The organism is Lacinutrix algicola (assembly GCF_001418085.1).
Classification (GTDB): Bacteria; Bacteroidota; Bacteroidia; order Flavobacteriales; family Flavobacteriaceae; genus Lacinutrix; species Lacinutrix algicola.
Genome location: NZ_LIQH01000039.1, coordinates 63,697 through 85,812, shown reverse-complemented (window position 1 = coordinate 85,812; position 22,116 = coordinate 63,697). Strand labels below are relative to the sequence as shown.

Genomic DNA, 22,116 nt, shown 5'->3' with positions numbered 1-22,116 from the left:
TTTAAGAAAAGTTATTGAGTAAATTTAATTAACTTTTAAGTGTTTATTGTAACAATAGTTACACTAACTATAAATCTAGAATTTTAATACTGTTTCTACTAAGTTCTATTTTACCATTAATTTCAAGCTTTTTTAAAATTCTAGAAATTACAACTCTAGAGGTATGCAAATCGTTTGCGATATCTTGATGTGTTACTATAATAACTTCGTTATGGTTAACCATTGCCTTATCTTTTAAATATTTAAACAATCTCTCGTCCATTTTTAAAAATGCTATAGTATCTACAGCTTCTAGTAACTCTGTCATGCGATCGTGATAGCTTTGTAAAATAAACTTTTGCCAAGTTTTATATTTACCTAACCATGATTCCATTTTTTCTACAGGAATCATTATTAGTTTTGTATCAGTTTCTGCAATGGCTCTAATTTCACTTTTTGAACTACCTAAACAACAAGATAATGTCATGGCACAAGTATCACCTTGTTCTATAAAATATAAAATTAATTCATCTCCTTTTTCGTCTTCTCTAAGAATTTTTATAGCACCTTCAATAAGTAAAGGCATAGACTTAATATAGTCTCCTATCTCTATCAGTTTGGTTCCGGGATCAATTTCTTTGTAAATACCGACTTCGTTAATTTCTTGAAGTAAATCATCTTCAAATAAATATCCGTATTGTTCTGTAAGTGTTTTTAACATAACTGTTTTTAGTCATGCAAATTTAGGGTTTTGTCTTCCCTATCTTGCAAAATATTTTATATTTAACGCGAGAAACAAATTACAAAATTTATTAGAATTATTAATAATAAATTATATAACTCTTAAAAACTTGTTAAATAAACCACTTAAACGTATTTTACGGTTTTATACCGAAAATTAATTTTGTATTTATCTTAATTAATTCTTAAAATATAATATCTGCTATATTTGCTTTATGACAAAAATTATTAAATGTGCTTTACTAATTGACGACGATAAGGTTACAAACTTTTATAACAAAAGAGTTGTTAGTAAACTTGATAACTTTCAAGAAGTAAACACTGTAACTAATGGAGAAATGGCATTAGATTACATTATTAATTCTAAAAATGGTTTATGCAAAAAACCAGATTTAATTTTTTTAGATATTAATATGCCCGCAATGAATGGTTGGGAATTTATTGAAGAGTTTAACAAATTAGATACCTCTTTTACTTCAAGTATTAAAATAGTTATACTTACCACTTCTAATAGTAAAGAGGACTATGAAAAATCTTTATCTAATGCTACTGTAGACGATTTTATAAATAAACCTCTATCTGTTGATTTGTTATCAAACCTTATAGAAAATCACTTTTCTATAGAAACATATTAATTTAGTTATTATTACTTATTTTTAAAACAACTAACATTTGTGACTCCTTTAAAACAATCTAGAAAAACGTATTTACTATTTTCTATTCTATTCTTTACTTTAATTAATCTTTTTGCACAAGATAGAGCTACAATTAATGGTGTAGTTACTGATGATTATGGTGCTTTACCAGGAGCGACTGTTAGTATTGAAGGTAGCACTTATAAAACAACCACAGACTTAGATGGTAGTTATTCTTTTAATTTGGAAGAGGGAGATTACGTTGTTGTTGCGTCCTTTGTAATGTACGAAACTAAAGCAAATGCATTAAGTGTAAAAGTAGGAGAAACAGTATTACAAGACTTTAAGTTAAAAACAGGTTTCTCTATGGATGAACCAGTCTCTTTAGGTACAAGAGCACAACCACAATCTTTATTAAAAAATACAGCTGCAGTAGATATTATTTCACCAGAAGAAATAACAAATGCTTCGCAAATAGAATTAAGTCACCTACTCCATTATTTAGTTCCTTCTTTTCATTCTACAAACCAAACCATTGCAGATGGAACAGATCATATTGATCCTGCAACCTTAAGAGGTTTAGGTCCCGACCAAGTACTAGTCTTAATTAATGGAAAACGTAGACACAATAGTGCTTTACTAAATGTTAATGGAACCGTAGGACGTGGAACCGTTGGTACAGATTTTAACGCTATACCTGTAGCTTCAATACAACATATTGAAATTTTAAGAGATGGTGCAACTTCTCAATATGGTTCTGATGCTATAGCAGGTGTTGTTAATATTATTTTAAAAGAACAAATAGAGACCATAGAAATTGATGCACGTTACGGTTTAAATACAGAAGGTGATGGAAAATCTGTTTATATGGGAACTAATTTTGGTTTTAAAGTTGGAAACAAAGGTTTTATTAATGTTACTGGAGAATATAGAAAGAAAGATGCTGTAAATAGAGCGGGTAATTATAATGGAACTGTATATTCTAACAATGCAGATGAAGATGCGTTGCTAATAGCCGAAAATGATTTTTTCAGTACAACTGGTTTCGATAATAAACAAATAATGGAAATTGGAAGTGCCGAAACACAAAATTTATCTGTTTTTTTAAATAGTGAATTACCAATTTCTAATACTGCTCGCTTCTATTTTAATGCTGGTAGAAACTATCGAGAAGGAAAATCTAAAGGTTTTTTTAGACTGCCAAAAGATGAAGATAGAGTTGTTTTAGAACTCTATCCTAATGGGTTTTCTCCTGAAATATTAACAGATATTCAAGATGATGCAATTGTTATTGGTTTTAAAGGTGTAAAAAACAATTGGGATTTAGATTTTAGTCATTCTATTGGAAAAAACAGTTTAGACTATACTGTTAATAACTCCAACAATGCTTCTCTTGGTATTGCATCTCCTAACACCTTTTATTCTGGAGGATTTCAATACAAACAAAGTACTTCTAATATTGATATCTCACGACAATATGATTGGTTAAAAGGTTTAAACGTAGCTTTTGGAGCAGAAATTAGAGTAGAAAACTATCAAATTATTGCTGGAGAAGAAGCTTCTTACATTAATGGAGAATCTACTTATATAGATGAAAACGGAGACGAACAACCAAGAATACCCGGTGCTCAAGTATTTCCAGGTATACAACCAGAAAATGAATTAAGTAGATTTAGAACAAATTCTTCTGCCTATGTTGACTTAGAAACTAACATTACAGATAAGCTTTTAGTTAAAACAGCCGCTAGATATGAGTCTTACAACGATTTTGGTGGACAATTAATTTATAAACTATCTGGGCGTTATGCTTTTAATGATAATATAAGTTTAAGAACTGGATATGCTACAGGATTTAGAGCACCATCTTTACATCAAGTTTATTTTCAAAATATAAGTTCTCAGTTTATAAATGGTGAAATTGTACAAGTTGGTACTTTTAATAACGAAAGTGCTATTGCATCTGAAGCTTTTAAAATTGGTGAATTAAAACCTGAATTATCAAATCATTTTAGTGCAGGATTAAGTGGTAAAATAAAAGAGAGTTTTACTTTTACTCTAGACTATTATTACATAAAAATTAAAGATCGTATTGTTTTATCTGGACGTTTTGCCGAAGGATACGAAACCACTTTAGAACCTTTTAATGTTAGTGCTGCACAGTTTTTAACAAACGCCATAGATTCTAAAACCAATGGTTTTGACGCTGCAATAAATTACAGAAAACCTATTGCAAATGGAATGTTTAAAGCTTCTTTTGGAGCTAACTTTACAAAAACAAAGGTTGTTGGACCTATAAAAGTATCAGAATCTTTAATTGGCCAAGAAGAAGTACTTTTTAATAGAGAAGAAGTTGCTAGAGTTGAAAGCTCTCAACCAAATTTTAAAATGAATACAAGTTTTTCTTATAAAATTAACGACTTTAAAGTACAACTAAATAACACTTATTTTGGTGAGGTGGAATTTGTACATCCTACAGATGGTGACCAAGCTAATTGGGTATTAAATACATTAACAAATAAGATAGAAACAAGAGATCAAACATTTACCGCTAAACTAGTAACGGATTTACTACTATCTTACGATATAAATAAACAAGTAAAGTTTACGCTTGGTGGTAATAATATTTTTAATGTATATCCAGACAAACAAAAACACTCTGCTAACATAGATAATGGTAACTTTACCTATAGTAGACGTGTGCAACAATTTGGCGTTAATGGAGCAAATTACTATTTACGAGCGCTTATTAAATTATAAATGAATAACTCGCAATCTAAAATAAACCTCTTTATACTAAAAACAGCTCTAACATTGCTGTTTTTTCCTTTATTTGGCTACGCTCAAGTTAATACTACTAACCAACAAGTAAAGAGGTTACAACGTGCTATTTTTATATTTAATTTTGCCGAACAAGTAACTTGGCAAAACCAAGACGACCATTTAGAATTTAAAATTGGTGTTTTAGGTCCAGATCGAACGTTTATAGACTTAGCAGCACTTTCTCAAAAACGTAACATTAACAACAAGAAAGTAAAAATTATTAAATTTAATAGCGTAAAAGACGTGTCTAATGTTCAGTTGTTATACGTTAATAAATCTTTTAATTTTGATATCGATTATATTCTGAATAAGATATCTAATAAAAACATTCTATTAGTAAGTGAAGGTTATAGCTATAAGACTTCAATGATTAATATGGTTAATATTGGAAACACCTTTGAGTACGAAATAAATAATAACTTATTAAATGCTGAGAATTTTACAATAGCAAATTCTTTAAATGAACACAGTATTAGTTCTTCAGAAAAATGGAAAAAACTATTTAAAACTACAGAAGCCTCTTTAGAAGAAAACAAGAAGTTAACAGCAGAAAAACAAGCCGATTTAAAAAACAAAGAGCAAGAAATCGAGAATAACAAAGAAGCTATAGCTTATCAAAAAAATACTATAATAGAACAAAAAGACTCTATAGAAACTGTACAGAATCTTGCTAACGTAAGAAAAAAATGGCTAGACCTTTTGTCTCAAGAAAATAATTTACAAAAACAAGAACTAAACTCTAAAATAGAAATAGAGCAAGAACTCGAAAAAACTATTTTATCTCAATTAGAAATATTAAAAAATCAAGAGGATAGAATAAATTCTAGCAATGCCCTAATACTTAGCCAAGACGATAGTATTAAGAAACAACAAATTGAAATAAGAGAAAATTCAGAAATATTAAAAGGGAAAAATAATACTATAAATACACAACGCAGTATTAGTTATTTACTTGTTGGTATTATACTACTTGCACTGCTTGGTGCTTTTTTACTGTATAAAAACTATAAAATAAAGACGAAATTATCTCAAACTCTAAAAGTAAAAAATGCAGCTATATTAAAGCAATCTCAAGAATTAGAAATTAAAAATAATGAACTTGAGCAATTTGCATATATAGCGAGTCATGATTTAAAAGAGCCGTTAATTACCATTTCTAGTTTAATTGATCTTTTAGTCGAAGACTATGGAGAACAATTTGACGAAGACGGGCGTTTAAGTTTAAAATATGTAAAAGAATCTAGTTATAGAATGCAAAAACTAATTGAAGGCATTCTCTCTTATTCTAAATTAGGAAAGTCTAAAGTATTTTTAAATATTGATTGTAACAATCTAATAACTATACTAAGAGCAGATTTAGATAATGTTTTTACCAGAACAAAAACAGAACTTACAACTGCTAACCTACCAATAGTTAAAGGAACAGAATTAGAAATACGTTTATTGTTTCAAAATTTAATTAGCAATGCGATTAAGTTTACTAAACCAAATGTTACTCCTAAAATAAAAATTGAAGCTAGACAAACACTTATTAATAATGTAAAGTATTGGGAATTTTCTATAACAGATAATGGTATTGGAATTCCTAAAAAACATAAAGAAAGAATCTTCTCAATTTTTCAACGTTTACACTCTAGAGATCAATACCAAGGTACCGGAATAGGTTTAGCACATTGTAAGAAAATAGTCGAGGCTCATGATGGAAAAATATGGTTTGAATCGACTGTTAATGTAGGAAGTACTTTCTTTTTTACAATTCCTGTTTAAATTAATGATTACTTTTAGGTTGTTGAAAACATAAGGATAGCATTTTATATAATTCGGGATGCTTTTGTTTAAATAACTTTGGTCTTTCAAAAAAATACTCGGAAGCTACAGAGAAAAATTCAGCCTCACTTGTACCACCATATTTTCTAATATCTGAAGCATCGTTATTAATAGCTTCCATTTCTTTATACATTAATTCTAACCAAGGTTCAATATATTCTTTACCTAAAAAAAACTCTGGTATACCATCTGTTTGCCCATCCATTTTATCTAATAAATGTACAAACTCATGAACCGGTGTATTATGTTTGTCTGTTTTATTACTAAAAGCTAATCTAATTGCCTTTTTAGACAAAATCATTTGTTTTTCAAACCTTCCCGTGCCTACCATTCCTAGTATTTTCTTGTTTTCATCTTTATCAGAAAACTGTAAATCCTCATTAAAACTGTCTGGGTATACAATTATACCTGTTAAGTTATTATAACTCCAATTAGGAAAACCAAAAACAGGAATAATTCCGCTAGAAGCAATTAATATTTTATCTAATTCTTCTATTTCAGTATTAACGCCATCAATATTTATTTCACTTAAAAAAAGAGACATTCGTTTTCTAAATATTGCTTGGTCACCTATTGAGAGATTCTTGTAAAAAAGTACTTTATTAATTAATACATTATGCCAATGGTCTGGGACTTTTTCTACTTTCTTAGGCTTTGCTTTAGAAAAAGCATAGAATACAAAAACCACTAATACTATAAAAACAAGTGTGTAAATCATATTTATTTAATTGTTTTTGCAAAATATTCTAAATATAAGAGAGAAAAAAATATATGTTTAGTTAATAAGTGTACTGAATAATTATCTTAGCACAAAAACTAATAAAGATGTTAAAAGCTATATTATTTGATATGGACGGTGTTATTGTAGACACAGAACCACTTCATAAAAAAGCCTATTTTTTAATGTTTGATGCTTTTAATATTAAAGTATCTAATGAATTATATGAATCTACTACTGGACAATCTACAATTAATGTTTGTAGAAATCTTTGCAATATTTTTGGCTTGGAAAACAATCCTGAAGAATTAGTACAATGCAAACGTAAAATTTTTACTGGTCTATTTCATAGCGATCCAAGCTTAAAGCTTATAAGTGGTGTTTTAGACTTAATAAAGAATTATTACGATAATGGATTAACTTTAGTACTCGCCTCTTCTGCGTCTATGCAGACAATTAATAATGTATTTACACGCTTTGAATTAAATCAATATTTTAAAGCTAAAATTAGTGGTGCAGATTTAAAAGCTTCTAAACCACATCCTGAGATTTTTGAAAAAGCTGCAGAACTTTCAGGATTTCCTAGAGCAGCATGCATGGTTATTGAAGACTCTACAAATGGAATTAAAGCAGCAAAATCTGCAGGTGTTTATTGTATAGGCTATAACAGTTTTCATTCTAAAAATCAAGATTATAGTTTAGCAGATATAGTTGTAAATGATTTCTCTCACGTCCTATATGAAAAAATTAATGACCTTTTAGTGAAAAATTAAAAACTTAAATCCCTGTTTTTACGTAATTAATCTTCTAACACTTTTTATAAATTAAAAATTGAGTAAATTTAATAGAATCTGCTTATCGACGAGTCACAAATTACTATTAGAGATGCAAAAAGCTACAATTCTAAAAAATAATATCAATTTAAATTACCCAGATAATGACAAATAAAAAAAGATGCTAGATTATATTAATCTAACATCTTTTAATCCATTATTAAAAATAAGGAAAGTTTACAATTAGTCTCTTCTAAATTTTTTAAGCAAGGTGTAATACTGGTTTTTGAAAATATTAAATCTCTCTATTACTAATACATAGCTATCTCTCCTTTGTTCATGGACTTTTAGTCTATTTAAATCATATTCAGTAGTACCATACTCAAGTTCTCTATTAAGCTCTTGCTCATATTTACATAAACTTGCCATTAGCATTACATTTTTTCTACGCATTGCAAGAATTGTACTAGATACCGAAGCATTTTTTATTAATTGCTTTTCTATAACACTTAAGTGGTCTAGTTCTGTATTAAAAGCCTCTAAAGCGTTATGCCAAGAACACACCTCGTTTAAATCTTTTTTAATACATAGTCTTCTATGCAAATCTATTTTATGTAATGTTATCAAGTTTATGTTATTATTATAATTTAGTTAGACTTTACAAATGTAAACCTCCCTTGTACTTTACTAAAAAACTCATCTTTAAGCCTTCTATACTTATCTAAATGATATAAGTAGCTTCTTCTATAACTTTCGTGCTCTGTTATATACACCATATCGCATTCTGTGTCTTCACATTCCACGATATTTAATCTAGAATTTGAGTACTTGTTAAGAGCATTAAAAAGTATTTCATTTTCAACTTGTTTTTTTTCGAATCTCACTATAACACTATTATCATCTAACTTATCATTAAGTTCATTTTTACAAACATTAATAAGGTTTGATAGTTCTTTATTAATGTATTTTAAATGATTTATCCAATTATCAAGCTCCATAGTATTTACTTTATGTGTAACATCTACATTAGTATCGTGATTGAATATTTCTAAATTTTCTGTTTTCATAATATTAAGTTTTAAATAACTATATATAATCCCTTTAGTGTATCCTCTCTTTTAACGTCGACAATCTCAAGTTTTTGCTTTCCACCTGGAAAATCCCAATCCACAACATCTTCTTTAGAATAGCCTAAAAGAGCTGCTCCCATAGGCGCTAAAACAGATATTTTATTTAACGATAAGTTTTTATCTTGCGGGATAACTATTTCTAACATTCTTTCCCAACCTTTATCCGACTTTACGGTTACAATACTATTAAACCTAACTACATCTTTAGGCACTTCCTCTTCATCTACAATAGTTGCCGTTTTTAGTTCTTCGGATAATTTAAATAAAGACTTTTGCACTTCGTGATCATCTGCATAACCCGAAATATTAAGTATGCGTTTTAAATATACATACTCCTTTTTTTCTAAAATTAAACTTCCATACTTCATAATATCTTTCTTAAATTTTAATAAATCAAGGAAAAATTCCTCTTTGTATATATGCCTTTTCAATACGTTGTATTGCTATACAAAATGCAGCTGTACGCATATCTACACCTTCATTTTTTGAGTAATCGAAAACCTTATTAAAAGATTCTTTCATCTTTTTATCTAGTTTAGCCATAACTTCATCTAGTTGCCAAATTTCTCCATTTCGGTTTTGTAGCCATTCAAAATAACTACCAACAACACCACCAGAATTACATAAAATATCTGGAATAATTGAAACACCTCTTTCTAGAAGAATTTTTTCTCCTTCTACATTTGTTGGCCCGTTAGCACCTTCAGCAATAAGTTTTGCCTTTATTTTAGATGCATTTTCTTTAGTAATTTGGTTTCCTAATGCCGCAGGAATACAGATATCACAATCTAAAGTAAAAAACTTGTTTTTATCTACAGTTTTCGTGTCTGGAAAATTTACAATGCTACCATCGTTAATACGGCTGTAATTAAAAAGATCTTCTACTTTAATTCCTTTTTGGTTTTCAACACTTCCAAAAGCATCTTGAACACCTACTAAAATTGCACCATCTCTTTCTAAAAAGTGAGACGCCCAATAACCAACATTACCAAAACCTTGAACAATAAATGTTTTTCCTTTTAAGTTTGTTTCGTTTTTTTCTGCCCAAAATTTTATTGATAAATACACACCATATCCTGTTGCTCTATCTCTACCTTCTAATCCTCCACTTCCATCTGGTTTACCTGTAACAACATGTTGATTTGCTGTACGCTCTGCAGGTGGACGCGTACTCATGTAAGTGTCTGCAATCCAAGCCATAGTTTGGCTACTTGTATTAACATCTGGTGCTGGAATATCGTGTTCTGGCCCAATATTATCTGCTAAAGCAAATGTAAAACGTCTTGTAATACGTTCTAATTCGGATTGAGAGTACTTTGAAGGATCAATTTTAATTCCTCCTTTTCCTCCACCATATGGTAAACCTGCTAACGATGTTTTCCATGTCATCCACATTGCTAATGCTCTAGCAGCATCAATATCTACAGTTGGATGGTAGCGTAAACCTCCTTTATATGGTCCTAATGCATTATTATGTTGTACTCTATATCCTGTAAAAACCTCTACATCTCCATTATCCATTTTTACTGGAAAGTTGACAAGGATTTCGTTATTAGTAATACTTAAAATTTTTCTAATATTTGGATGAAGGTTAATATGGTCTGCAGCACTATTAAACTGCTCCATTACATTATCCATCATACCTCTTACTGGTACTTTTTTAGTTGCTTTTTTTATATTCGCTGTTGCTATTGTCATTATAAATGATTTTTTTTAATTCTTATTTGAAATATCTATTTGTAATTGATCTCTCGTTATACTTATCTATAATATATTTTTTTCTTGAAACTCTGCTGCTCTCGTTTTTATCTATTGTATTTCGAGTTGTAAATGCCGAAATTAATGTGTCGAAAATCATAATTTTAATTATTAATATTAAACTAATTCTAGTTCGCGTTTTGGTTGCTTTACATTATCCATAATAGCTTCGTGCGGCCTAAATTCATCAAACTCACTACACGACCAGACTTTCTCTTTTTGTGTTGTTAATGCACATGAATTGCTATGTTTACAACTCGGGCAAATATTAAAGTGATTCATATTAAAAACTTTTTTAATGTTATATATACACCAAAAAGCAATGCGTGTGCCAAAACATTAAAAAAAAAGCAGCAAAATACAGAAGCCCTTATAAACAAAGGCCTTCTAATAATAAGATGAAATAAATATGAATTATTGATATGGGAACAAATTACCCAACCGAGTAAAAATGTACCACCAAAAAGGTTAGTCTAAAAGTTTTTGACGAATAGTTTTGCGGTCTATTCCTAGAATTTCGGCAGCTTTAGTTTTATTGTTGCCTGTTGCTCGTAATACTTTTTCAATGTATTGTTTTTCTATGGTTTTTAGTGGTAGTAAATCACCTTCTCTAAAATTTAAAGCATATTTTAAATGTTCTGGCAAATGCTCTACATCAATAACTTTATCGCACATAATTACAGCACGTTGGATAACATTTTCCAATTCTCTAATGTTTCCAGGCCAATTGTAACGTTCTAAAACGGTTAGCGCTTCTGGAGTAATTTGAATATATTTATCCTTGTACTCTACTCCATATTTAAATAGAAACTTATCTACCAACAAAGTAATATCGTCTTTTCGTTCTCTTAAAGGTGCAATTTCAATTTCTACAACTGTAAGTCTATAAAACAAATCTTCTCTAAAAGTTTGTTTTGTTATCATTTCTCTTAAGTTACTATTTGTGGCAGCAACTATACGTACATCTATTTTTTCAGCCTTTGTAGCTCCAACTTTAACAACTTCCTTCTCTTGCAATACACGTAATAAACGCGATTGCACAGTTAAAGATGCGTTACCAATTTCGTCTAAAAAAATAGTACCTCCATTTGCTGCTTGAAAAAGACCTTCTCTATTGGTTTCGGCTCCTGTAAATGCGCCTTTTAAATAACCAAACAACTCGGCTTCCAAAAGATTTTCTGGAATTGCACCGCAATTTACAGCAATAAATGGCGCTCTAGAAAATTTACCTTGGTAATGAATTGCTCTTGCAACCAACTCTTTTCCGGTACCACTTTCTCCTTTAATAAAAATAGTAGCCTTATTATTTTTTACACGTTCTATAACCTGAATAACATTATTTATTTTTTCAGAATTACCTATAATTTCTCCGTAAGATTTATTTTTATCTACAAGTATTTTTTTAGATTCTATTTCTTTTTCTTCTGAAGAATTTAAAGACCTATCTAAAGCCGATTTTAATTCAGATTTTGTAAATGGTTTTGTTAAATAATCTACCACTCCAGATTTAATAGCTACTAAAGAATCTTGAACCGAAGGATAACCAGTAACTACTAGTTTTGGTAATTTCGGGTAATGTTCTGACACAAATTTTATAAGCTCAGACCCATCTACTTCGGGCATTTTTAAATCTGTGATTAACAAATTTATGCTAGTATCTCTTAAAATAGTAACGGCTTCTTTAACAGAGATAGCTTTAAAAACATGATAATTCCATGATTGCAAATGGCGTTGCAACAATTCTAGAATGTTTACATCGTCGTCTACAATAAGTATATTTTCTTTACGTAACTGCATAACTATATATTATTTAGGAAGTGTTACTGTAAAAATAGCACCTTTATTTTTATTGTTTTTAGCTGTTATTGTTCCTTTATGTGATGATACAATACCATGCACCACACTTAAACCAAGACCAGAACCATCACCAATAGGTTTAGTTGAAAAAAATGGTTGAAAAATTTTATTTTGATCGTCTGTTGATAAACCTTTTCCTTCATCAATTATTTTAAGAACAATCTCATTTTTTAATGCTTTAACTTCTATTGTTACCAACCCATTTACTGGCGAAAAATAAATAGCGTTTATTAATAGATTAAAAATTATTTGAGTTAATTGTATTGGATCTGCTTTAAGCCACATCTCCTCTTCTTCTATTTTTACAATATATTTTACCTGCTCTTTTCTAAAGGTTGCATCTAATAAATTAATAGCATTTTTAACATTAGGAACAATATTTACACGTTTCATTTCTTGAGGCATTTCGCAAGCAAAAAACATTAACTTTTTAACTACTTCTCTAGAAAAAATTGCATTTTTAATAATTTTATCTACATCATTAGTTTGCTTATTATTAGTCGTTAAATCTTCTTTTAATAATTCGGCAAAGCCTAAAATATTAGCTAAAGGTGTGTTGAGTTCATGAGCAATACCTGCGGTAATTTCTCCCAAAATCCCTAATCTATCGGCTCTTTCCATTTGCCTCTTTAAGGAGGTTTCATTTTTCTGAATTTCTAACCGCTCCAACAGGTTTCCAATTTTCATGGCAATATTATCAAGAAGTAATTGTTCTTCGTCTAAAAAATCTTCAATTTTAAACTTACTGGTTTCTAAATTTGCAATTAGTTGCCCTTTAACTTCATTAAAAAGAATTATTTCCGAACTAATCGCAATTATACTTCCTTCTCGTTTATCTGTAGAGATACAAAAGGCTTCTGTAATAATATCAACTTCAGTTTCAGCAGGAAATTGGAATCCTTTTTTTATACTGAAAGCAATAGCCTTAAGCGTATCTTCTATAAGTTCTTCATTTGCATTTACAATGATTGAAGATACTTCGTATAGACAAGTAAGCTCTTTAATACGCTCTTTTAATGCTTGCTCTGTTCTGTTCATTAAATTACTATTTCTAAGTTAATATTACAATTGTATTGAAAGACAGATTAATTAGTATAAACAACTTCGAAAACAGCTAAAGGAGCTCTTTTTCCAATACTTAAAGATAAAACATCATCTTTTATGGTGTAATTACCTGTTAAGTTAAAATTTTTTAAAAATTCAGTTTCGTTTATAGTAATATCTGGACATGCCATAAGTGTTGATAATACATTTGTAAAACGAATAGTATTTCTTTTCTCTAAAATAAATGTACCTCCAAAAGTATTACATCCAGCAAATCCTTTTAGTCTATTATCTTTAGATTTTAAAATGAAAAAAGTTTCGCATGTTTGATTTTCTACCATATTAATTTCTCTACTGTTTAAGGATTTTAGTTTCCAATATTTTTCGGTTATAGTATCACTTATTACTTCAGAATTTGTCTTTTTTTCAGAATTACAACTCATTATAGATATCATAATTATTGCTAATAATGTTATTCTTGTTTTTATAATACTATTTTTATTTACTTATATCTACAAATTTACTTTTACTTATTATATAGCCAATCAAAAAACTATAAAGTATAGCTATATTAATATTTAAGATTTATATAAATTCTTGTTTTAGTGAGAAACCGTAGAAATTACGTTGCTTACATAAAACATATTTAATCATTTTATCGTGTTTATTTACATTTAATCGTAAAGCTTTGTTTTTACGGTTTCAAAAAAATTACTCCTTTTTAAATAAAGTAAATTTAGCTTTTACCTAAAAGCAATCATTTAATGTTAGACAAAAACATAAACAAAACTGAGCTCACAAAAATTATTAGAACCTTAATTGCTTTTATAATTGTAGATGGAAAAACATTTGTAGCCGATGAACAAAAGGAGGCTTACATTAAACAATACATCTTTACGTTGTCTAAGTCTTTAAATGGTACAAACAATTTTATAAATGTAAATACGCTTTGGGAAACTATGGAAAAAGACATTTTAAATTATACAAAAATAGAACAGAATAAAAACACCACTAATCATGGATAAGAACTTATTCTTTATACTAGCAATTATTTGTATAGTGTTAATTGTTCTTGTTTTTAAAGTTTTAAAAGCCATAGAAAAAATTAAAAGAATACGATCTTCTGGATCTAATAGCTATAACAATGTCTTTTTTTACAAAGCAGTAAAAAATATTTTCCTTAGAAATTTACCTAATTAATATATTATTAAAAATGAAAAAACCACCCTTTCGAGTAGTTTTTTCTTAATTTAAAAATGAGTTTTTCTTTTAGTATTTCAACTGAATACTATTTGATATACTGCTTCAATATACTTTTAAGAAGTCTTACATCTTTATCTTTTTCACGACTTAAATTCTTTTTATCATCGCATTCGAATAAAGAATAATCAATTTCAATTAAATTGATATCCTTTTTTTCAAGGAAATCTTTTCGTCTTTTGTTGTATTTAAGAATCTGTTCTCCTCGAGTAATACCACTTACTGTCATTACATCAAGTTTTTCTAAATATTCTTTAGTTTTGTTCTGCTTTTCGGTAAACTCTATAGCTAAATTTGCTGTTTCATAAAAAGCTGCTAAAGGTAATTTTGTTCTTGTTTTTCCTTTTTTGTGCATGTCTCCTAACAAACCTGCAAAAGTGTGTTTACGTGAGGCCTTCTCTTTAAGCAACTCGTCGCAAAGATCTAAAATGTAATATTCATCGCTGTTTTCTCTTAATTCTTTAGATCTGTCTTTTTTAGAGACCTTAACTATAGCTTCATTTTCGGTAAACTCAGCACCTTCTCTTACTAAATACCAATACACAGCAGTTTCTATTCTTTGTGCATGAACAGATGGTATTGCATCTAGTTTATTTTCTTTATCTAAAGCTCTTAGTACTTTTCTAAGTGGTAAGCCTTTTTTATTATCTTTTGCAAAAACACCTGCTTCAATTAAAGCTGGCATAATATCTTTTACTGGAATCCAATCCTTTTTTGTATTTGTATTAAAGTAATTTTCTACTACTTTATTTATTTGGGTTACTCTGTCTTCTTTACTTTCCCTTTTCTCCATAATTGTTACTTTTATATTAATTGTATTAACTACAACTAAAACGGCTGCAAGATAACTCTATATTATTATACTTCTTACTTAATTTAAACGGTAATTATTATATTAATTTTAGAATAAAGCGCTTAGCTAAATTCTTAATAGACTCTAATTAACATTAATTAGCTGCTTCTTTTTGCGTACCAATTCTAAAACAACGTTCAACGGCTAAGTATAATGGATTACCATGTTTCTCAGACCAAAACCCATCCAAAATATCTTGAGTAATACATTTGTATACCACAACGCCTTTATAAATAAGCTCATCATCGCCTTTATAATTAAAATTAATAACCAAAATATTATCTTTAAAAAAGCCAGTTCCTTGTTGTACTTGGCTCTCGTTTATTACCCACTTAGCGTTAACTCTATTGTTTTCGTTTAAGGTTAATTCTAATGTGCCATTATAGGTTGTTCCTGCTTCGTCTTGATTGCTTCCTTTAATGTTATAGATTCCTGGTAGTTGGTTCAATTGCATGTAATTAAAATTTTGAATATGTTTTATCCTATCAATATTTAAACGAACTCTTGTATAAATTCTCTCATTTTATTAAATATACACTCCTATTTCATTTGCTTTTAAAATAGTGTTAGCATGTGTGCTAATAATACAATACTCAACAAAAAGCAAATTTTAGTATTTACTTTATAATTTTAAATATAAACCCTTATAATATAAAGGTTTATAACGTTTTTGTTTGTATTACTTTGTATACTTATTTACCGATACAAAAATTCGCAAAAATATTACCCAACAAATCGTCGCTTGTTATCGTACCAGTAATCTCACCAAAATGATACAACGCTTGCCTAACATCTATAGCTAATAAATCTCCCGAAATACCAGTTTCTAAACCAGATTTTACGCTGTTTATTTCTTGAAATGCTTTTAAAAGTGAATCGTAATGGCGTGTATTGGTTACTATCGTTTCGTTATTTCTAAGCGCTCCAGTATTTACAAAACCTATTAGTTTTTCTTTAAGTTCCTCTACTCCAACACCAGTTTTTGCAGATAATAAATGAAGTTCTTCAAACTGAGATTTTAAGGTGCTTAATTCGGCTTCATTTAAAGTATCTACTTTGTTAGAGATAATTATTAATGGCTTTAATGGGAAACGGTTTTTTATTTTCTCTATTTCTACCTTCAATCTTTTACTTTCGGTTTTAAACTCTTCAGCAGAAAACAATAAAACAACCACTTGGGCTTGCTCCATTTTTTCGAAAGTCTTTTTTATACCAATACTTTCTACAACATCTTCTGTCTCTCTAATTCCTGCAGTATCAATAAACCTAAAACCGATGCCTTCTATTACTAATTCGTCTTCAATAGTATCTCTAGTGGTACCTGCAATATCACTTACGATGGCGCGTTCTTCGTTTAAAAGGGCGTTTAAAAGTGTCGATTTACCCACATTAGGCTCACCAACAATAGCAACAGGAATTCCATTTTTAATTACGTTTCCTACAGCAAAACTGTCTATTAAACGCTTTAATACAAACTCTATGCGTACTATTAATTCTTTAAATTGCGTTCGGTCGGCAAATTCTACATCTTCCTCAGCAAAGTCCAATTCTAGTTCTATTAATGAAGCAAAATTCATTAATTCTTCGCGTAGTTTTGCAATTTCGCTAGAAAAACCACCACGCATTTGTTGCATCGCGATTTGGTGTGAGGCTTCGTTGTCACTGGCAATTAAATCTGCCACAGCTTCTGCCTGACTTAAATCTAACTTTGCGTTTAAAAAGGCACGTAAAGTAAACTCTCCTGCATTTGCCATTCTACAACCATTTCTAAGAAATAACTGAATAATTTCTTGCTGAATGTATATAGAACCGTGACAAGAAATTTCGACTACATTTTCTCCTGTGTAAGAGTTTGGGTTTTTAAAAACAGAAACTAAAACTTCGTCAATAGTACGTTTCCCATCCATTATATGTCCTAAATGGATAGTATGCGTTTTTTGCGTTGTTAATGATTTATTCTTTTTAACAGACTGAAAATTGGCGTCTGCAATAGTAATGGCGGCTTCACCAGATAATCTTATTATTGCTACTGCTCCAGCACCAGAGGCTGTTGCTAGCGCAACTATGGTATCGTTATTATAATTCATAAGACTATATTTTACCTATTTTTTTCATGACAAATAATACTACTATTGGTAAACCCATTAGTAACATCATCATTAAATCTTGTTGAAGTAAACTTGGCGCTAAAATTAGAGTCATTGCATAACCACCAACTGCACCTCCAAAATGGGCATCGTGCCCAATGTTGTCTGTTTTGTTTTTCATACCATAAATGGAGTATAGCAAGTAACCTATCCCGAAAACGAAACCTGGTATAAAGAAGTTAATTTCCATCCAAGGATCAAATAATATTGAAGAGTATATTATACCCATTACTGCTCCACTTGCTCCAACTGCCGAATATTGATATTCATTTTTATGAAAAAGGTAAGACAATAAACTACCTGTAATTAAACTAGCGAAATATATTATTACAAAACTTAATTCTCCAATGCGATAAATAACACCATTTGCAAAGAAAAATAATGTAAGCATATTAAATAATAAGTGCTGCGGATTTACATGAAGAAAACCAGACGTTAACATTCTTATTTTCTCACCTCTTTTTATAGCACCAATATTGAACTTATACTTTTCGAAAAAACTAAAGTCATTAAATCCTTTAATAGAGAATAGTACATTCGCTATTATTAATACAATTGTTACAACATTTAAATTACCCATTAAGTATTCTGTTTTTTTAAATATAGCATATATTTGCTGCTACAAATTTAAAACTAATTCATGCAATTAATAGCGTACATTTTAATTTATCCGTTTTTATGGCTAGTATCTATCCTTCCGTTTAGGTTATTATATGCTTTTTCAGATTTTCTGTACCTTTTTATCTATCGTATTTTCGGTTATCGTAAAAAAACTGTGCAAGAAAACTTAAATCTTGTTTTTCCAGAGAAATCTTCGGAAGAAATAAATACCATTACAAAAAAATTCTATCATCATTTATGCGATATGGTAGTTGAAGCTATAAAATCTATGTCGATTTCTGAAGCTCAAATGAAAAAACGCTACGCATTTACAAATATTGAAGTCCTTCAGAAACTAGAAAAAGAAAAACGAGACGTTATTATAATGTGTGGTCATTATGCGAGTTGGGAGTGGATTTTCATTCTTCAAACCTACGTTAGCCATAAAGGATTCGCCGTTTATAAAAGATTGAATAACAAATATTTCGATGGTTTAGTAAAACGTATTCGTGCGCGTTACAATAGTCATTTAATTACAACTAAAGAAACCATACAAACACTAAAAGACGTAAAAGCAAGTGGCGAATTAAGCATTACTGGTTTTGTTGCAGACCAATCTCCAAAAGTGGATAAAGCACACCATTGGAACGATTTTATGGGTATTAAAGTTCCTTTTTATACTGGTGCCGAAATGTTAGCCAAAGACCTAGATATGGCAGTTGTATTTTTTGATGTTAGAAAAATAAAACGTGGGTATTACGAAACGACGTTTAAAACAATTGCAGAACACCCAAAAGAATTTGATAATTACGAGATTACAGACGCTTTTAAGATGCTTGTTGAAGCACAAATAAAAGAGCAGCCTGAATATTACTTATGGACACACAAGCGTTGGAAACATCGTGATAAAGTACCTGCCAAATTCCTTTAAAAACATTAGGTCTTCAAATAAAAAAATCCAAATAAGAAAAGCTATGATTTTTTTGTTCAAGAATTACTTTTTGCTTGAGATGTTTCTTTTTATTCTAAAATATTACATTTCAAACCAATCGCTAACTCTTACGTCATTTTTTGGAACAAATGTTTTATGTATAAACTCATTATTAGCTTTGTTATACTCATAATCTTTAGCCCATTCTTTATGGTTCTCGGCTAAAGCAATTAAGCTTTCACAAACGTAATCTATCTCATCGCAAGTAGTTGTTGGATGAATAGACATACGTATCCAACCTGGCTTACGTATTAAATCTCCTAAAGAAATCTCATTCACTAAACTATGCGATTGTTCTTGATCTACGTGCAATAAGTAATGACCGTAAGTACCCGCACAACTGCAACCACCACGAGTTTGTATTCCGAATTTATCGTTTAATATTTTAACACCTAAATTAAAATGCAATTCTTCTACGTAAAAAGAAACTACACCCAAACGGTCTTTATGGTCACCAGCTAGAATTTTAATATTATCAACGCCATCTAAATTAGAAAACACTTGGTGTAATAATTCATGCTCACGATCAAGCATGTTTTTAACTCCCATTTTGTCTTTTAATTTAATACACAATGCTGTTTTTATGGTTTGTAAAAAACCTGGCGTACCACCATCTTCCCTATCTTCTATACTTTCAATATACTTGTGTTCTCCCCAAGGATTGGTCCATGATACAGTACCGCCACCTGGACAATCTGGCACCATATTTTTATATAGTTTTTTATTAAAAACTAATACACCAGAAGTTCCGGGTCCACCCAAAAATTTATGAGGCGAAAAGAAAATAGCATCTAGTGCTTCGTCTTCATTTTCAGGATGCATATCGATATCCACATACGGTGCAGAACATGCAAAATCTACAAAACAAACACCACCATGTTTGTGCATTAGTTTTGCTATTTTATGATGTGGTGTTTGGATACCTGTAACATTACTACCACCAATAACCGAAGCTATTTTTAGTGTACAGTCTTTATATTTTTCTAATAGTGTTTCTAAGTTTTCTAAACTGAATAAACCATCATCGCCAGCAGGAATTACTTCTACTTTTGCCATAGTTTCTAACCAAGACGTATGGTTAGAATGGTGCTCCATGTGCGTTACAAATACTACAGGACGAATTTCGTCTGGTATTTTAGCATATTTGGCAATATTCTCTGGTACTTTTAAACCTAAAATACGCTGAAACTTATTGACAACACTCGTCATGCCGTTTCCAGAAACAATTAAAACATCGTCCGCATTTGTATTTACATGACCTTTAATAATATGTCTTGCTTTATGGTAAGCATTCGTCATTGCTGTACCAGAAACAGTCGTTTCGGTATGCGTATTTGCTACAAAAGGACCAAATTGATTGACGATCTTATCTTCTATTGGTCTGTATAAACGACCAGAAGCTGTCCAATCTGTATAGATAATTTTTTGCTTTCCGTAAGGCGATTCAAATTCTTGATCTATACCAACAATATGTTTTCTAAATTGAGAAAAATAAGCTTCTAATTCAGACTGTCTTTCTCTTGGTGTTTTTGTAGTAATCATAATAATTATATTATTCTATTAATACTATATTTTAGCGATAGCTTTAATTTCATCAATAATCTTATTGGCTAAATCATCTGCTATTTGCTGCGACTTTGCTTCAGTATATATTCTAATAATTGGTTCTGTATTACTTTTTCTTAAGTGCACCCAATTTTCAGCAAAATCAATTTTTACACCATCAACAGTGTTTAAATTTTCATCTTTATACTTTGCTGCCATTTCCATTAAAATAGCATCGACATTAATTTGTGGTGTTAAGGCTATTTTCTTTTTACTCATAAAGTAACTAGTGTATGTTTTTTTTAGTTCACTTACACTTATTTTCTTTTCCGCTAAAAGTGTTAAAAATAAAGCCACACCAACTAAGGCATCACGCCCATAGTGAGACGCTGGATAAATAATACCACCATTACCTTCTCCACCAATTACAGCGTTATTTTTTTTCATTAACGTTACTACATTCACTTCTCCAACAGCACTAGCTTCGTAAGTTCCACCATGTTTTTCGGTAACATCGCGCAAGGCTCTTGTTGAGCTCATATTACTTACCGTATTTCCTGGGTTTCTACTTAAAACGAGATCTGCACAGGCTACTAATGTATATTCTTCGCCAAACATCTCTCCGTTTTCATCCATAAAAGCTAATCTATCTACATCTGGATCTACAACAATACCAAAATCTGCATGATGTTTTATTACTTCCGCAGATAAATCTGTTAAATGTTCTTTTAAAGGTTCTGGATTGTGCGGAAACTCTCCTGTTGGATCACAGTATAACTTTACAGCTTCTACGCCTAAACGTTCTAATAATAAAGGAATAGCAATACCTCCTGTTGAATTTACACCATCTACAACAACTTTAAAATTTGCTGCTGCAATCGCTTTTTTATCTACGTATTCTAATTCTAAAACTTCGTCGATATGGATATCGATATAAGCATCATTTTTAGTAATTTCTCCTAAACTATCTACATCTGCAAATTGCATATCATTGCTTTCTGCTATCTCTAAAATTTTGGCACCTTCAGCTGCATCTAAAAACTCTCCTTTAGCATTTAATAATTTTAAAGCATTCCATTGTTTTGGGTTATGACTTGCTGTTAAAATAATACCACCATCGGCATGTTCCATTGGTACTGCAATTTCAACAGTAGGTGTTGTAGACAAATCTAAATCTATAACATCAATACCTAAACCTACTAAAGTATTCATTACTAGGTTTTGAATCATTGCTCCAGAAATTCTAGCATCTCTGCCCACAACAACACGATAATTATCTTTAGTACGTTGTGTTTTTAACCAAGTACCGTATGCTGATGCAAACTTTACTGCATCAATTGGTGTAAGGTTTTCTCCAACGTTTCCTCCAATAGTACCTCGAATTCCTGAAATAGATTTTATAAGTGTCATGAAATATAATTTTTAAAATTGAACTACA

General features: G+C 30.0%; 22 protein-coding genes. 6 read left to right on the top strand and 16 right to left on the bottom strand.

From position 1 onward, the window contains the following. Positions 1-67: 67 nt before the first annotated feature. Positions 68-700, bottom strand: coding sequence for a Crp/Fnr family transcriptional regulator (locus ASC41_RS11355; RefSeq protein WP_055436766.1), 633 nt, complete (start codon positions 698-700; stop codon positions 68-70). Between the two features lie 235 nt (positions 701-935). Between ASC41_RS11355 and ASC41_RS11350 the strand changes: the two genes are divergently transcribed. From ASC41_RS11350 to ASC41_RS11340, 3 genes are read left to right on the top strand one after another with little or no spacing between them, the layout of a single operon-like run. Further along, positions 936-1,355 carry a response regulator gene (locus tag ASC41_RS11350; protein ID WP_055436765.1) on the top strand — a complete coding sequence of 140 codons (420 nt, stop codon included), beginning with the start codon at positions 936-938 and terminating at the stop codon, positions 1,353-1,355. Between the two features lie 39 nt (positions 1,356-1,394). Beyond that, a complete protein-coding gene (locus ASC41_RS11345; protein WP_241489660.1) occupies positions 1,395-4,112 on the top strand; it encodes a TonB-dependent receptor in 2,718 nt (905 codons plus the stop codon). Next, entirely contained in the window at positions 4,113-5,942 is a 1,830-nt protein-coding gene (locus ASC41_RS11340; RefSeq protein ID WP_055436764.1) for a YfiR/HmsC family protein, read from the top strand. A 1-nt stretch (position 5,943) separates the two neighbouring features. Here ASC41_RS11340 and ASC41_RS11335 read toward each other — a convergent pair whose 3' ends face one another. Beyond that, positions 5,944-6,720: a M90 family metallopeptidase gene (locus tag ASC41_RS11335; protein WP_055436763.1), complete on the bottom strand. Its 777-nt coding sequence runs from the start codon at positions 6,718-6,720 to the stop codon at positions 5,944-5,946. Between the two features lie 107 nt (positions 6,721-6,827). On the opposite strand from ASC41_RS11335, the gene ASC41_RS11330 reads away from it, so the two are divergent. Next, on the top strand, positions 6,828-7,493 hold the full coding sequence (locus ASC41_RS11330) for an HAD family hydrolase (RefSeq protein ID WP_055436762.1): 666 nt from the start codon (positions 6,828-6,830) through the stop codon (positions 7,491-7,493). Positions 7,494-7,736: 243 nt separating this feature from the next. Here ASC41_RS11330 and ASC41_RS11325 read toward each other — a convergent pair whose 3' ends face one another. The 8 genes from ASC41_RS11325 to ASC41_RS11295 all read right to left on the bottom strand — a co-directional run bounded on the left by ASC41_RS11325 (position 7,737) and on the right by ASC41_RS11295 (position 13,737). Next, positions 7,737-8,120: a hypothetical protein gene (locus ASC41_RS11325; protein ID WP_152971466.1), complete on the bottom strand. Its 384-nt coding sequence runs from the start codon at positions 8,118-8,120 to the stop codon at positions 7,737-7,739. Positions 8,121-8,140: 20 nt separating this feature from the next. Then, positions 8,141-8,560, bottom strand: a complete 420-nt coding sequence (locus ASC41_RS11320) for a hypothetical protein (protein ID WP_055436760.1) — start codon at positions 8,558-8,560, stop codon at positions 8,141-8,143. A gap of 11 nt (positions 8,561-8,571) precedes the next feature. After that, positions 8,572-8,991 (bottom strand): GreA/GreB family elongation factor, encoded by a 420-nt coding sequence (locus ASC41_RS11315; RefSeq protein ID WP_055437070.1) that lies wholly within the window; start codon positions 8,989-8,991, stop codon positions 8,572-8,574. Positions 8,992-9,016: 25 nt separating this feature from the next. Next, positions 9,017-10,321: a Glu/Leu/Phe/Val family dehydrogenase gene (locus ASC41_RS11310; RefSeq protein ID WP_055436759.1), complete on the bottom strand. Its 1,305-nt coding sequence runs from the start codon at positions 10,319-10,321 to the stop codon at positions 9,017-9,019. A 177-nt stretch (positions 10,322-10,498) separates the two neighbouring features. Next, complete coding sequence (locus tag ASC41_RS16930; RefSeq protein WP_160318805.1) at positions 10,499-10,663, bottom strand: hypothetical protein; 165 nt, start codon at positions 10,661-10,663, stop codon at positions 10,499-10,501. Between the two features lie 186 nt (positions 10,664-10,849). Next, positions 10,850-12,178: a sigma-54-dependent transcriptional regulator gene (locus ASC41_RS11305; protein WP_055436758.1), complete on the bottom strand. Its 1,329-nt coding sequence runs from the start codon at positions 12,176-12,178 to the stop codon at positions 10,850-10,852. A 9-nt stretch (positions 12,179-12,187) separates the two neighbouring features. Then, positions 12,188-13,276, bottom strand: a complete 1,089-nt coding sequence (locus tag ASC41_RS11300) for a sensor histidine kinase (protein WP_055436757.1) — start codon at positions 13,274-13,276, stop codon at positions 12,188-12,190. A gap of 47 nt (positions 13,277-13,323) precedes the next feature. Next, complete coding sequence (locus tag ASC41_RS11295) at positions 13,324-13,737, bottom strand: META domain-containing protein (protein WP_083477195.1); 414 nt, start codon at positions 13,735-13,737, stop codon at positions 13,324-13,326. Positions 13,738-14,046: 309 nt separating this feature from the next. Between ASC41_RS11295 and ASC41_RS11290 the strand changes: the two genes are divergently transcribed. After that, on the top strand, positions 14,047-14,307 hold the full coding sequence (locus ASC41_RS11290; RefSeq protein ID WP_055436755.1) for a hypothetical protein: 261 nt from the start codon (positions 14,047-14,049) through the stop codon (positions 14,305-14,307). 263 nt (positions 14,308-14,570) lie between these two features. On the opposite strand, the gene ASC41_RS11285 is transcribed toward ASC41_RS11290, so the two are convergent. The 4 genes from ASC41_RS11285 to ASC41_RS11270 all read right to left on the bottom strand — a co-directional run bounded on the left by ASC41_RS11285 (position 14,571) and on the right by ASC41_RS11270 (position 18,122). Continuing rightward, complete coding sequence (locus ASC41_RS11285; RefSeq protein WP_055436754.1) at positions 14,571-15,335, bottom strand: hypothetical protein; 765 nt, start codon at positions 15,333-15,335, stop codon at positions 14,571-14,573. Positions 15,336-15,489: 154 nt separating this feature from the next. Continuing rightward, positions 15,490-15,849, bottom strand: coding sequence for a hypothetical protein (locus ASC41_RS11280; protein WP_055436753.1), 360 nt, complete (start codon positions 15,847-15,849; stop codon positions 15,490-15,492). A 238-nt stretch (positions 15,850-16,087) separates the two neighbouring features. Then, a complete protein-coding gene (gene mnmE / locus ASC41_RS11275) occupies positions 16,088-17,482 on the bottom strand; it encodes a tRNA uridine-5-carboxymethylaminomethyl(34) synthesis GTPase MnmE (protein WP_055436752.1) in 1,395 nt (464 codons plus the stop codon). A gap of 4 nt (positions 17,483-17,486) precedes the next feature. Then, a complete protein-coding gene (locus tag ASC41_RS11270) occupies positions 17,487-18,122 on the bottom strand; it encodes a rhomboid family intramembrane serine protease (RefSeq protein ID WP_055436751.1) in 636 nt (211 codons plus the stop codon). 60 nt (positions 18,123-18,182) lie between these two features. Between ASC41_RS11270 and ASC41_RS11265 the strand changes: the two genes are divergently transcribed. Next, a complete protein-coding gene (locus ASC41_RS11265) occupies positions 18,183-19,073 on the top strand; it encodes a lysophospholipid acyltransferase family protein (RefSeq protein ID WP_055436750.1) in 891 nt (296 codons plus the stop codon). 102 nt (positions 19,074-19,175) lie between these two features. Here ASC41_RS11265 and ASC41_RS11260 read toward each other — a convergent pair whose 3' ends face one another. Continuing rightward, positions 19,176-20,675 (bottom strand): aminotransferase class V-fold PLP-dependent enzyme, encoded by a 1,500-nt coding sequence (locus ASC41_RS11260; RefSeq protein ID WP_055436749.1) that lies wholly within the window; start codon positions 20,673-20,675, stop codon positions 19,176-19,178. Between the two features lie 24 nt (positions 20,676-20,699). Further along, on the bottom strand, positions 20,700-22,088 hold the full coding sequence (gene glmM, locus ASC41_RS11255; protein WP_055436748.1) for a phosphoglucosamine mutase: 1,389 nt from the start codon (positions 22,086-22,088) through the stop codon (positions 20,700-20,702). Between the last annotated feature and the right edge of the window lie 28 nt (positions 22,089-22,116).